The 11880-nt window shown below is 70.7% G+C and carries 14 protein-coding genes; 6 read left to right on the forward strand and 8 right to left on the reverse strand.

Annotated features, from left to right (window positions below; genetic code table 11):
* Positions 1-10: 10 nt before the first annotated feature.
* Together ABLE53_RS10360 and ABLE53_RS10365 are read left to right on the forward strand one after the other, a co-directional pair.
* Positions 11-1324 carry a M1 family metallopeptidase gene (locus tag ABLE53_RS10360; protein ID WP_348858788.1) on the forward strand — a complete coding sequence of 438 codons (1314 nt, stop codon included), beginning with the start codon at positions 11-13 and terminating at the stop codon, positions 1322-1324.
* A 19-nt stretch (positions 1325-1343) separates the two neighbouring features.
* Positions 1344-1874 carry a Uma2 family endonuclease gene (locus tag ABLE53_RS10365; RefSeq protein WP_348858790.1) on the forward strand — a complete coding sequence of 177 codons (531 nt, stop codon included), beginning with the start codon at positions 1344-1346 and terminating at the stop codon, positions 1872-1874.
* Between the two features lie 61 nt (positions 1875-1935).
* Here the strand turns inward: ABLE53_RS10365 and ABLE53_RS10370 are convergent, their stop codons facing one another.
* The 7 genes from ABLE53_RS10370 to ABLE53_RS10400 form a co-directional block, all read right to left on the reverse strand.
* On the reverse strand, positions 1936-2529 hold the full coding sequence (locus ABLE53_RS10370; protein ID WP_348858791.1) for a class I SAM-dependent methyltransferase: 594 nt from the start codon (positions 2527-2529) through the stop codon (positions 1936-1938).
* Positions 2530-2553: 24 nt separating this feature from the next.
* Entirely contained in the window at positions 2554-3165 is a 612-nt protein-coding gene (locus ABLE53_RS10375) for an HAD family hydrolase (RefSeq protein WP_348858792.1), read from the reverse strand.
* 13 nt (positions 3166-3178) lie between these two features.
* Complete coding sequence (locus ABLE53_RS10380) at positions 3179-4468, reverse strand: citrate synthase (protein WP_348858793.1); 1290 nt, start codon at positions 4466-4468, stop codon at positions 3179-3181.
* 111 nt (positions 4469-4579) lie between these two features.
* The gene (locus tag ABLE53_RS10385; RefSeq protein WP_348858794.1) at positions 4580-5116 is read right to left on the reverse strand and encodes a DUF402 domain-containing protein; all 537 of its coding nucleotides are present in this window, start codon (positions 5114-5116) and stop codon (positions 4580-4582) included.
* Positions 5117-5135: 19 nt separating this feature from the next.
* Complete coding sequence (locus ABLE53_RS10390; protein WP_348858795.1) at positions 5136-5627, reverse strand: DUF402 domain-containing protein; 492 nt, start codon at positions 5625-5627, stop codon at positions 5136-5138.
* Positions 5628-5678: 51 nt separating this feature from the next.
* Positions 5679-6515, reverse strand: a complete 837-nt coding sequence (locus ABLE53_RS10395) for an SDR family NAD(P)-dependent oxidoreductase (RefSeq protein WP_348858796.1) — start codon at positions 6513-6515, stop codon at positions 5679-5681.
* Positions 6512-8038 (reverse strand): flavin-containing monooxygenase, encoded by a 1527-nt coding sequence (locus ABLE53_RS10400; protein ID WP_348858797.1) that lies wholly within the window; start codon positions 8036-8038, stop codon positions 6512-6514. Before ABLE53_RS10400 ends, ABLE53_RS10395 begins: the two co-directional genes overlap by 4 nt.
* A 51-nt stretch (positions 8039-8089) precedes the next feature.
* On the opposite strand from ABLE53_RS10400, the gene ABLE53_RS10405 reads away from it, so the two are divergent.
* Complete coding sequence (locus ABLE53_RS10405) at positions 8090-8686, forward strand: TetR/AcrR family transcriptional regulator (protein ID WP_348858798.1); 597 nt, start codon at positions 8090-8092, stop codon at positions 8684-8686.
* A 126-nt stretch (positions 8687-8812) separates the two neighbouring features.
* Here ABLE53_RS10405 and rocD read toward each other — a convergent pair whose 3' ends face one another.
* A complete protein-coding gene (gene rocD, locus ABLE53_RS10410) occupies positions 8813-10042 on the reverse strand; it encodes an ornithine--oxo-acid transaminase (protein WP_348858865.1) in 1230 nt (409 codons plus the stop codon).
* Between the two features lie 169 nt (positions 10043-10211).
* On the opposite strand from rocD, the gene ABLE53_RS10415 reads away from it, so the two are divergent.
* The 3 genes from ABLE53_RS10415 (at position 10212) to rpsI (ending at position 11877) form a co-directional block, all read left to right on the forward strand.
* Entirely contained in the window at positions 10212-10682 is a 471-nt protein-coding gene (locus tag ABLE53_RS10415; protein WP_348858799.1) for a hypothetical protein, read from the forward strand.
* 232 nt (positions 10683-10914) lie between these two features.
* A complete protein-coding gene (gene rplM / locus ABLE53_RS10420; RefSeq protein ID WP_348858800.1) occupies positions 10915-11358 on the forward strand; it encodes a 50S ribosomal protein L13 in 444 nt (147 codons plus the stop codon).
* An 18-nt stretch (positions 11359-11376) separates the two neighbouring features.
* Positions 11377-11877, forward strand: a complete 501-nt coding sequence (gene rpsI, locus ABLE53_RS10425; RefSeq protein ID WP_348858801.1) for a 30S ribosomal protein S9 — start codon at positions 11377-11379, stop codon at positions 11875-11877.
* Positions 11878-11880 lie beyond the last annotated feature (3 nt).

Consider the following 11880-nt stretch of genomic DNA (forward strand, 5'->3'; position numbering starts at 1 on the left):
GGTGCCGCCCGTGCCGTCCCTCCCCACCGCCGACCCGTACCTGCCGGGCCACGGCGACCCGTCCTGGAGCGCCGAGCGGTACGACCTCGAGCTCGACTATGACCTCGTCGGCAACCGGCTCACCGGGACGGCCGTGATCGACGCGGTCGCCGTCACCGAGCTGAGCCGGGTGGTGCTCGACCTCGCCCACCTCCAGGTGCGGAAGGTGACGGTCGACGGCAAGGCGCCCCGCAAGTACGCCCACCGCAACCACCGCCTCGTCGTCGACCTGCGGACACCGGTCGCGGCCGGGGAGCGCCTGCGCCTCCAGGTGAGGTACGCCGGCCGGCCCCGGCCGCTCGTGCTGTCGCACCACGGCGACGCCGGCTGGGAGGAGCTCGAGGACGGAGTCATCGTGGCCGGCCAGCCCCACGGCGCGCCCACGTGGTTCCCCTGCAACGACCGCTGCGACGACAAGGCGGCGTACACCATCGCCGTCACGACCGCCCACAACTACACGGTCGTCTCCAACGGGGTGCTCGCACGGCGGATCCGGCGCGGGTCCGGGGAGACCTGGGTCTACGAGCAGGACGAGCCGATGTCGCCGTACCTCGCGACGGTGCAGATCGGCCGCTACGAGCTCCTCGAGGTCGACGGCGGCGAGGGCTCGGTCCCGATGCGGGCGGCGATCCCGGCGGACGCGCGGGCCGGCTACCGCAAGGCGTTCGGCCGGCAGCCCGAGATGATGGCGTACTTCTCGCAAGCGTTCGGGCCCTACCCCTTCCACGCCTACACCGTCGTCGTCACCGAGGACGACCTCGAGATCCCGCTGGAGTCGCAGTCGCTGTCGACGTTCGGGCGCAACTTCCTCACCTCCGAGTGGAAGCACGTCCGGCTCGTCGCCCACGAGCTCGCCCACCAGTGGTTCGGCAACACCGTCACGATGGCGTCGATGGAGCACATCTGGCTGCACGAGGGCTTCGCCTGCTACGCCGAGTGGCTCTGGTCCGAGGCCGGCGGCGGCGAGCCTGCGGCCGAGCACGCCGCCCACCACCACGCCCGGCTCACCAAGCTGCCGCAGGACCTCGTGCTGGCAGATCCCGGCCCGGACCTGATGTTCGACGACCGGGTCTACAAGCGGGGCGCGCTCACGCTGCACGCCCTGCGCACCGTCGTCGGGGACGACGGCTTCTTCCGGCTCCTGCGCGAGTGGGTCGCCCGGCACCGCGGCGGGACCGTCACGACCGCCGACTTCGAGGCGCTCGCGGCCGAGGTGACCGGGGCCGACCTGACCGGACTGTTCAACGACTGGTTACGTCGTCGCGGATTGCCGAGCCTGCCCTGAGGCGTGCGAACATCGAGACGTGCCGAGTGGCCTGATCCGGGTCGGGATGACCTGGGAGCAGTACCTCAACCTCGACGAGCCGCGCCTCAGCGAGTACTACGCCGGAGCGCTGGTCGTCGTTCCCCACAACAGCCCGCGCCACCGGCGGCTCTCCGACCGGCTGGCCGAGATCCTGCAGAGCTACCATCCGGAGGGGACGCAGGTGACGCGCGGCTGGGGCTGGTCGCCGGACGGCGTACGCGAGCGGCTGGTGCCCGACCTGATGGTGCACGCCGCCGACGACGTTCGCCCCAACGTCTCCGGTCCGCCCGCCCTGGTCGTCGACATCCGGACCAGCCGGCCCCACGACGACCACGTCGCGAAGGCGGAGCGGTACGCCGCGTGGGGCGCCCCGGCGTACTGGCTGGTCGACCCCGACCGGCCCGTGCTCGTGACCCACGAGCTGCGCGGCGGCCGCTACGCCCAGAGCGGCCGGTGGTCCGGCGGCCGGGTCCGGCTGTCGTACGCCGGCATCGAGGTGCCGGTCGACCTCAGCGAGCTCTTCGGCTGACCAGCGGCGCGCGAAGCGGAGCGAGCGCGCCGCGTGGGTGGCGACGGAGCCACGAAGCGGTCTAGAGACGCCGCCAGAGCGCGAGCCGGTGCGGCCAGGCACGCGTGGGCACCGTCACCTCCGGCCCGACGTGGACCTGCTCGAAGCCCTCGAGCAGAGCCCCGAGGTCGTCGACGTCGTAGGCGTACGGCGGGCCGCCCTCCGAGGCCGGCCGCCCGATCGGGAAGACGCAGCTCGCGAGGAGGCCACCGGTGGTGACCACCGCGTCAGCCAGCTCGGCGACGCGCGGGCGCAGCTCGAGCGGCACGGCGCAGAAGAAGGTGTGGTCCCACAGCAGGTCGACGGGTCCGCCGGTCCGCTCGAGGACGAAGGCCGTGTCGAGCGCGTCGCCGACGGCGGACGACACCGCCGGGTGGTGCTCAGCGGAGTAGCCGGCGGCCGTGGGGGAGAGGTCGACCGCGGTGACCGACCATCCGGCCGCGGCGAGCGCTCCGGCGTCGTAGCCCCGCCCGGCGCCGGGCACGAGCGCCGTGCCGGGCCGACCCAGCCGGCCCTCGTCGAGCGCCTCGGTGAGCAGCGGCACGGGCCCGCCGAGGTCCCACGGGGTGGTCTGCGCGGCGTACCTGGCGTCCCAGTCGACGGGGTCAGCGGTCATGGCCGGAGTATCGCAGCCGATCGGTCAGACCGGCAGGCCGGCCGCGCGCAGCTGCACGCGCAGGGAGTCGGCGTCGGTGAAGCGGATCGCGCGCATCCCGAGCTCGCTCGCCGCGGCGACGTTGGCCGGGCTGTCGTCGACGAAGACCAGCCGCTCCAGCGGTGCGCCGGCGCGCTCGCCCACGAGCCGGTAGATCGCCGGGTCGGGCTTCGCCAGCTTCTCCGTGCCGGACACCACGACGTCGTCGAGCAGCCCCACGACGTCGTACGTCTCCGGCGCGTGGGGGTAGAGCTCGTGGGACCAGTTGGTCAGCCCCAGCTGGCGTACGCCGCCGGCATGCAGCTCGCGCACGAGCTCGTGGGTGCCGGGCACGGGTCCGACGAGCGAGAGCGGGAAGTTGTCGACGTAGGCCCGGCCGTGGCGCAGCCAGTGCGGGTTCTCCTCCTCGAGCTGCCGCATCGCCTCGGCCCAGGTCCCGCCCGCGTCGCAGGCGTAGTTCCAGCTCTGGAAGTCGAACTCCTCGAAGAACCGGTGCGCCTCGGCCTCGCCGACGCCGGCCGCGACCGCGGGGAACGGGTCCCACGAGATCAAGACGTTGCCGAAGTCCCAGACGACCGCCGAGATCGTCTCACTCATGCGCGGTGAGTGCTCAGGTCCAGCGCTGCTCGGCAGGGGTGAAGGTGAGACCGCGCTGCCCGGTGTAGATCTGCTTCGGGCGGGCGATCTTCTGCTCCTTGTCCTGCACCAGCTCGAGCCACTGGGCCAGCCAGCCCGGCGTACGCCCGATGGCGAACAGGACGGTGAACATCTCCGGCGGGAACTCCAGCGCCTCGTAGATCAGGCCGGAGTAGAAGTCGACGTTGGGGTAGAGCCGGCGCTTGACGAAGTACTCGTCCTCGAGCGCGATCTTCTCCAGCTCCTGGGCGACCTTGAGGAGCGGGTTGACCCCGGTGACCTCGAAGACGTCGTCGCAGGCCTTCTTGATGATCTTGGCGCGCGGGTCGTAGTTCTTGTAGACGCGGTGACCGAAGCCCATCAGGCGCTCGTTGCCGGCCTTCACGCCGTCGATGAACGCCGGGATGTTGTCGACCGAGCCGATCCGCTTGAGCATCCGCAGGACCGCCTCGTTGGCGCCGCCGTGGAGCGGGCCGTAGAGCGCCCCGACGCCGGACGCGATCGCGGAGTACGGGTCGACCTGGGTCGAGCCGACGCTGCGGACCGCGTTGGCGGAGGCGTTCTGCTCGTGGTCGGCGTGCAGGATGAAGAGCGTGTCGAGGGCCTTCACGATGCGCTCGTCGGCGGCGTACGTCGGCTCGCTCATCTTGAAGAGCATCGAGAGGAAGTTGGCCGTGTAGGACAGCTCGTTGTCGGGGTAGACGTACGGCTTGCCCTGGGCGTGACGGAACGACCACGCGCCGAGAGTCGGCATCTTCGCGATCATCCGGACGACCTGCAGATGGCGGTTGTCCGGGTCCATGATGTTGCGCGCGTCGGGATAGAAGGTCGACAGTGCGCCGACCGAGGCCATCAGCATCCCCATCGGATGGGCGTCGTAGCGGAAGCCCTCCATGAAGCCCTTGATGTTCTCGTGCACGAAGGTGTGGAAGGTGATCTCGTGCACCCACTGCTCGAACTGCTCCTTGGTGGGCAGGTCGCCGTGGATCAGCAAGTAGGCGACCTCGAGGAAGCTCGAGGACTCGGCCAGCTGCTCGATGGGATAGCCGCGATACTCCAGCACTCCCTTGTCGCCGTCGATGTAGGTGACGGAGGAGCGGCAGGAAGCGGTGTTGACGAAGCCGGGGTCGTACACGGCCAGCCCCGGACTGTCGTCGGCGGCCTTGATCTTCCCGAGGTCGGCGGCGCGGATGGTGCCGTCGGCGATCGGGACGTCGTACTCGATCCCGGTGCGGTTGTCGCGCACGGTGAGAGATTCAGTCACACATTGAACGGTAACGCGCCCATCCCACCTGCCGGAACTCGGTGTCCCATGCTCTGACCCGATCGGCCGGGCCGGGGCTACTCGCCGGGATACTCGCCGGTCACCCTGTGATCAGGTCGTGGCAAGCTCCTCGAGAGCCGCGAACCAGCGCTCCGCGCTGCCGTCGTACGGCGGGGCGCCGCTGCTCACCGCGGCGTAGACCCGCTCCGCTGACTCCTCGGCCATCGTGATGATCTCCGGCGGGTAGCCGTACTCGAGCTGGTGGGCCTCGAACTCGTCCTGGTCGACGATCGCGATCGTCCCGTCGAACCTCCGCACCACGTCGAGGTCGAGGTCGATCGAGCTGACCACGTCGTCGTCCCACACCGGCGGCGTCGTCATGTCGACGTAGATCTCGGAGCTCACCGTGCTGTTGGGCCGGTTGAAGGTCGGAAGGTGGGCGGCGTCGTGGTGCGGCACGATGCCGACCGCCGCCCAGTCCGCCTCGATCGCCCTCCCCGGTCGCGAGTAGCGGGACCCGGGCGGGTAGCCGATCCACTCGCCGTGCTCGTCGGCGCCGAGGTAGACACCGTGGAAGCGCCAGTGCGGCCGGCCGCCCCACTTCGTCATCTCGACGGTGACGGGGTGGCCCGGCTCGAAGCGCTCCATGGACACAGTCTGCCCGGACTCACTCACAGGTGAGTGAGTCGAGGACCCTGAACCAGCGCTCCGAGCTGCCGTCGTACGGCGCCGTGCCGACGCGGACGCCGGCGAGGACGCAGTCTGCGAACTCGCGCGCCATCCTCACCACCTCCGCCGGGTAGCCGTAGGCGACCCGATGCTCCTCGAACTCGTCCTCGTCGTCGAGGAAGACCGTGCCGTCCTCGAGGCGTACGACGTCGAGGTCCAGATCGGTGATGCGGACCGTGTCGCCATGCCACGTCGGCGGGGTGCAGATGTCGACATAGGTGTGGACCTGGTTGGGGGTGCTCCGGAAGAAGGCGGAGAGGGCGGCCCGGCCGTCGGCGTGGACGAGGATGACGGCGGAGTAGGGCGAGACGTAGGTGGTCCCGCTGCGCTGCTTGGTGGTGCCGACCGGATGGCCGAACCAGTCGCCGTGGTCGTCGGCGCCGAGGTAGGGGCCGGTGAAACCTCCGTGCGGCCGGTCGCCCCACTTCATGGAGAGCAGGGTGACCGGCGCCCCGGGCGGCAGCCGGCCGCGCACCGGGTGTCAGCCCTTCTTGCGTGGCTGGAGCCGCGGGGAGAGGACGGCGACGATGTCCTGGTAGCGCGAGCCGGCGATCCTGCCGAACTGGTGGATGGCGTGGGCGTCGAGGCCGATGAGCACCCGGGCCTGCTTGTGCAGGACCCCGCGGATGATCACCTCGGCCGCCTTCTCCGGCGTCGTCTTCGCGAGCTTCTCGTCGAAGAACCTGGCGATCTCCGCCGCGTCCTCATGGGCCGAGGCGCGCCCGGAGCGGGCGATCGCGGTCTTGATGCCGCCCGGGTGGACGACGGTGACGCCGACCGGGTGCTTCGCGACCAGCATCTCCTCGCGGATGGCCTCGGACATGCCGCGTACGGCGTACTTCGCGGCGTTGTACATGCTCTGGCCCGGCATCGACACCAGCCCGAACAGGCTGGAGACGTTGACCAGGTGGCCGTCGCCGGAGGCGATCAGGTGCGGCAGGAAGAACTTCGAGCCGTGGACGACCCCCCAGAAGTTGATCCCCGTGATCCAGTCGATGTCGTCCCACTCGAGGTCGACGAAGTCACCCGACAGTGCGACGCCGGCGTTGTTGATCGCCACGTTCACCCGTCCGAAGTGGTCGGCCACGCCCGCGGCGTACGCCTCGAACGCGGAGCGGTCCGCGACGTCGAGCCGGTCGGCCTTGATCGCCTTCGCGCCGGCCTGCTTGGCGAGCTCGACGGTCTCCGCGAGACCGGCCTCGTTGATGTCGGAGAGCGCCAGCAGCGAGCCGCGCCGGGCGAGATCGAGGGCCAGCGCGCGGCCGATGCCGGAGCCGGCACCGGTCAGGGCGACGACCTTGTCGTCGAGGGACTTCATGCGAGGGCCTCTTCCTTGGTCGGGACCGGGGCGGTGACGGCGTACTTGTCGACGTCGAAGCTGTGGGTGAGATGGCGGAACGCGAACGTGGTCCGCGGCCAGAGGGTGGTGTTGCGGCCGTGCTCGTCGAGGTACCACGACGCGCAGCCGCCGGAGCTCCACACGGTCGGCTTCATCCGCTCCTGGATGTCGGCGTTCCAGGCCGCGAAGGCCTCCTCGGTCGGCTCGACCGTGGCGAAGTCGTTGACCCGCATCGTGCGGATCGCGTCCCGGACGTAGTGCACCTGCGACTCGATGATGAAGACCATCGAGGAGTGCCCGAGGCCGGTGTTGGGGCCGACGACGAAGAAGAAGTTGGGGAACTCCGGGACCGTCGAGCCCTTGTAGGCCGCCGTGCCGGTCTCGGCGAACCGCTCGCTCATCAGCCGGCCGGTGCGGCCGGTGATCCGGTGGGCGATCGGCATGTCGGTGGTGTAGAAGCCGGTGGCGACGATCAGCACGTCGATCTCGCGCTCCGTGCCGTCGGCGGTGACGACGGCGCTGCCGGTCACCTTCTCGATCCGGTCGGTCACCAGGTCGACGTTGTCCGCCGCCAGCGCGGGGTAGTAGGTGTTGGAGATCAGGATGCGCTTGCAGCCGATCTCGTACGACGGCGTGACCTTCCGGCGCAGCTGCGGGTCGGCGATGCCCTTGCGGATGTTGCGCAGCGCGGCGAGCTTCGCGGGCAGCGCGAGCTTCGGGTTCTTGGTGAACGCGGGGACGTAGAGCTCGCGCCCCCAGTAGATCGCGGTGCGGGCGGCCCGCTGGAGGCCGGGCACGTGCCGGAACGCCGCCTTCTCCAACGGGGTGTAGTGGTGCTCGTTGCGCGGGATCACCCACGGTGCGGTGCGCTGGTAGACGTCGAGGTGGCCGACCGTCCTCTGGATCTCGGGGACGATCTGGATCGCGCTGGCGCCGGTGCCGATGACGGCGACCCGCTTGCCGGCGAGGTCGACGTCGTGGTTCCAGCGGGCGGAGTGGAAGATCTCCCCCTGGAAGCCCTCGATGCCCTCGATGTCGGGAAGCTTCGGCTCCGAGAGGGCGCCGGGCCCGGCGATGAGGGTGCGCGCGGCGTACGTCGCCTGGCCGTTCGGGCCGGCGGTCCGCACGAGCCACCGCTGGACGCGGTCGTCCCAGGCGGCGCTGGTGACCTCGGTGTCGAAGACGAACCGGTCGAGGGTGCCGGACTCGCGCGCGACCCGCTGGATGTAGGCCCAGATCTCCGGCTGCGGGGAGAAGCTCATCGACCACTCCGGGTTGGGTGCGAACGAGTAGCTGTAGAGCTGGCTCGGCACGTCGCAGGCGGCGCCGGGGTAGGTGTTGTCGCGCCAGGTGCCGCCGACGTCGGAGCCCTTCTCGATCACGACGAAGTCGCGCTCGCCGTCCTCGTCGAGCTTGATCGCGGCGCAGAGGCCTCCGAAGCCGGCACCGATGATCAGGTGGTCGACCTCGTGATCAGCCTGGATCTGGTCCGTGGTGGTCATGGTCACTCACCGTAGGTTGCTTATTGAATGAGTGTCAATAGACTGGTGGGCATGTCGACGAGCGCCCGGACCCGGCTGTCCCCCGAGGAGCGGCGGGCCCAGCTGCTCGACCTCGGCGTACGCCTTTTCGCCCGACGCTCCCTCGAGGAGATCTCGATCGACCTGCTCGCCCAGGAGGCCGGGATCTCGCGCGGGCTGCTCTACCACTACTTCGGCGACAAGGTCGCGTTCCGCGAGGCGGTCGTACGCCGGGCCGCCGACGACCTCGTCGCCCAGTCGGAGCCACCGGGCGAGGGTGACGCCCTGTCCAAGCTGCTGCACTCGGTAAGGGCGTACGTCGACTTCGTGGACGCCAACTACGAGGGCTACCTCTCGCTGGTGCGGGGCGCCGCGAGCGACCCGGCGCTGCGGGCGATCTACGACGAGGCCTTCGGCAAGCTGACCGACCGCGTCTTCGCCACCGAGACCGACGTCGTCCCCGACACGCCCGCCTCGCGTCTGCTCGTGCGCGGCTGGCAGGCGATGACCGAGCAGCTCGTGCTCGCCTGGAAGGCCGGGGAGTCGGGTGTCACCCGTGACGAGCTGCTCGACCTGCTCGTCGGGTCGCTGCCGGCGCTGATGACCGCGCTGCCCGCCAGCGGTGCGTGAGCAACCGATCGATCGGGCTGTCTGGTTGCTCAGCCACCGCTGGTGACGGCGCTGCCCGGGCGGCGGTGCGTGAGCAACCGACATGATCGCTCAAAGGGTTGCGTGCGCACCGCTGCTCGATCACCCTCAGCCGCCGACGACCGCGGCGAGCTGGTCGAGCCCCCAGTGCAGGTCGTCGGGCGAGACGACCAGCGGGGGAGCGAGCCGGATCGTGGAGCCGTGCGTGTCCTTGGCGAGCACCCCGCGCGCCATCAGCGCCTCGCAGACCTCACGGCCGGTGCCGACGGACGGGTCGACGTCGACCCCCGCCCACAGCCCGCGGCTGCGGAAGGCGGTCACGCCGCGGCCGACCATCGCGGCGAGCCGGTCGCGGAGCTCGAGGCCGAGCTCGGCGGCGCGCTCCTGGAAGGCGCCGGTGGCGAGCAGGTCGAGTACGCCGACGGCGACCGCGCAGGCGAGCGGGTTGCCGCCGAACGTGGAGCCGTGCTCGCCGGGCCTGAGCACGCCGAGGACGTCGCGGTCGGCCACCACGGCCGAGACCGGGACGATCCCGCCCCCGAGCGCCTTGCCGAGGATGTAGAGGTCCGGGACGACGTCCTCGTGGTCGCTGGCGAACGTGCGGCCCGTGCGGCCGAGGCCGGACTGGATCTCGTCGCAGGCGAGCAGGACATTCTCCCGGGTGCACAGCTCGCGCAGCCCCGCGAGGTAGCCCGCCGGCGGGATGATCACGCCGCCCTCGCCCTGGATCGGCTCGACCAGCACCGCCACCGTGTTGGGGCCGATCGCCGCCTCGGCGGCGGCCAGGTCGCCGTACGGAACGGTCCGGAACCCGGGCGTGTAGGGCCCGAAGCCGTCCCGAGCGTCCGGGTCGTCGGAGAAGCCCACGATCGTGGTCGTGCGGCCGTGGAAGTTGCCGGCCATGACCACGATCTCGGCCTGCCCAGCCGGGACGCCCTTGACCTCGTAGCCCCACTTGCGGGCCACCTTGATCGCCGTCTCGACGGCCTCGGCGCCGGTGTTCATGGGCAGGACCAGGTCCTTGCCGCACAGGTCGCCCAGCTTGGCCGTGAACTCGGCGAACCGGTCGTTGACGAACGCCCGGCTGGTCAGCGTCACCCGGTCGAGCTGCTCGTGGGCCGCCGCGAGCAGCGCCGGGTGGCCGTGGCCGAAGTTGAGCGCGCTGTAGCCGGCGAGCATGTCGAGGTAGCGCCGGCCGTCGACGTCGGTCATCCACGCCCCCTCGGCGTGGGCCACGACGACCGGGAGCGGGTGGTAGTTGTGAGCGGTCCTGGCCTCGGCCGCCTCGAAGAGGTCCGGGCTCAGCGGGGTGCTCGTGGCGGCCTGGGGGTCGAGCATGGTCATGGCGCGCTCCTCGCGGTCGTCGTACGGGCTTCGTCGGATTGTCCGACAATGTCACCCTACGTGATCGTACGCGGGTTGTGCACCACCCCCGCCGTGTCTGTTCTCGGCGCCGCCGTAGCCCGCACACAGCCTCGCCACAGGCTGGGGGCGCAGGCTGGGCGCCATGAGTGAGCAGAGTGCCACCCAGACCCCGGCCGCGCCGGCGCCGCCGGTCTTCGGACCGCCGTCCACACCTCCGCCCGGCTGGCGGCCCGACAGCCAGCCCCCCCGGCGGCGTCTGCGCGACCGGCTCTTCGCGTTCCGGAGCATTGTCGCGGTCGGCGTGGCCGGGCTGATCGTCGGCGCCGGTGCCGGCGCCGGTCTGATGGCGATCGCGTCGAGCGGCTCCGACGGGCAGACGCCGGGGCGCGGGCAGTTCCCCGGGGGGCAGTTCCCGGGTGGTCAGCTCCCCGGCGGCCAGCTCCCCGGCGGCGGGCAGTTCCAGCAGCCCGGCCAGGGCGCGCAGGGCGGCAGCTCGGACGGCAGCTCGAGTGGCAGCTCTGACGGCAGCTCGAGTGGCCAGTGGGGCGGCAGCTCGAGTGGTCAGTGGGACGACCAGCAGGACGATCAGTCGAGCGGCGGCACCCTCAGCTGAGGCAGCCGCCGCCGGCGTACGCCGCGTTTTGACCCTCGCACGCGCGGGACCGTAATCTTGTGAGGTCGTGACTCCTGCCGCGTCACTGGTCCGCACGGCCAGGGCGCAGATCCGGATGATCATCACAGCCGAGAGGCCGGGATGAGGCAGGCCGGGCCGTGTTCGTCAGAAGTCACGAGAGCATCACCCGGCGGTGACCGCCGTCCGGGACCAACGAACGAAGAAGGCACACGTGCGTACCTACGCTCCCAAGCCGGGCGACGTCGAGCGCGCCTGGTACGTCATCGACGCGACCGATGTCCGACTGGGCCGGCTCGCCGTCCAGGTCGCCAACCTCCTGCGCGGCAAGCACAAGGCGATCTTCGCCCCCAACGCGGACACCGGTGACTTCGTCATCGTCGTCAACGCCGAGAAGGTCTCGCTCTCCGGTGACAAGGCGACCAAGAAGCTCGCCTACCGCCACTCCGGTTACCCGGGCGGTCTGACGGCCACCCCGATCGGCGACATCCTCGAGAAGGACGCTCGCAAGGCGATCGAGAAGGCTGTGTGGGGCATGCTCCCGAAGAACAAGCTCGGTCGGCAGATGCTGAAGAAGCTCAAGGTCTACTCCGGCCCGACGCACCCCCACCAGGCCCAGAAGGCCGTCCCGTTCGAGATCAAGCAGATCTCCCAGTAATCGATCCGAGGAACTTTCGTGACTGAGAACACCACCGAGGTCGAGGAGACCTTCGAGGTCGACGAGCAGGGCGTCGCCTACACCTCCGAGAGCGCCCCCTCCGCTGACACCCCGGCCCGCCCGGCCACCATCGCGCCGGCCGCCGCCACCGGCCGCCGCAAGGAGTCTGTCGCCCGCGTCCGGATCGTCCCGGGCACCGGCAGCTGGACCATCAACGGCCGCACCCTGGACAGCTACTTCCCCAACAAGCTGCACCAGCAGATCGTCAACGAGCCCTTCGCCGCGCTGCAGCTCGAGGGCCGCTTCGACGTCATCGCCCGCATCCACGGCGGCGGCATCGCCGGCCAGGCCGGCGCGCTGCGTCTCGGCGTGGCCCGCGCGCTCAACGACGTCGACGTCGAGGCCAACCGCCCGACGCTCAAGAAGGCCGGTCTGCTCACCCGCGACGCCCGCGTCGTCGAGCGCAAGAAGGCCGGCCTCAAGAAGGCCCGCAAGGCCTCGCAGTTCAGCAAGCGCTGAGCC

Source organism: Nocardioides asiaticus (genome assembly GCF_040049175.1).
GTDB lineage: Bacteria > Actinomycetota > Actinomycetes > Propionibacteriales > Nocardioidaceae > Nocardioides > Nocardioides cheoyonin.

Excerpts from the sequence above, each read along its gene's own strand:
- ABLE53_RS10390 (WP_348858795.1), bottom strand. The coding sequence starts at position 5,627 with ATGAAGTGGGGCGACCGGCCGCACGGAGGTTTCACCGGCCCCTACCTC.
- ABLE53_RS10375 (WP_348858792.1), bottom strand. The coding sequence starts at position 3,165 with ATGAGTGAGACGATCTCGGCGGTCGTCTGGGACTTCGGCAACGTCTTG.
- ABLE53_RS10400 (WP_348858797.1), bottom strand. The coding sequence starts at position 8,038 with ATGACCACCACGGACCAGATCCAGGCTGATCACGAGGTCGACCACCTG.
- ABLE53_RS10370 (WP_348858791.1), bottom strand. The coding sequence starts at position 2,529 with ATGACCGCTGACCCCGTCGACTGGGACGCCAGGTACGCCGCGCAGACC.
- rocD (WP_348858865.1), bottom strand. The coding sequence starts at position 10,042 with ATGCTCGACCCCCAGGCCGCCACGAGCACCCCGCTGAGCCCGGACCTC.
- ABLE53_RS10405 (WP_348858798.1), top strand. The coding sequence starts at position 8,090 with ATGTCGACGAGCGCCCGGACCCGGCTGTCCCCCGAGGAGCGGCGGGCC.
- ABLE53_RS10415 (WP_348858799.1), top strand. The coding sequence starts at position 10,212 with ATGAGTGAGCAGAGTGCCACCCAGACCCCGGCCGCGCCGGCGCCGCCG.
- ABLE53_RS10385 (WP_348858794.1), bottom strand. The coding sequence starts at position 5,116 with ATGGAGCGCTTCGAGCCGGGCCACCCCGTCACCGTCGAGATGACGAAG.
- ABLE53_RS10395 (WP_348858796.1), bottom strand. The coding sequence starts at position 6,515 with ATGAAGTCCCTCGACGACAAGGTCGTCGCCCTGACCGGTGCCGGCTCC.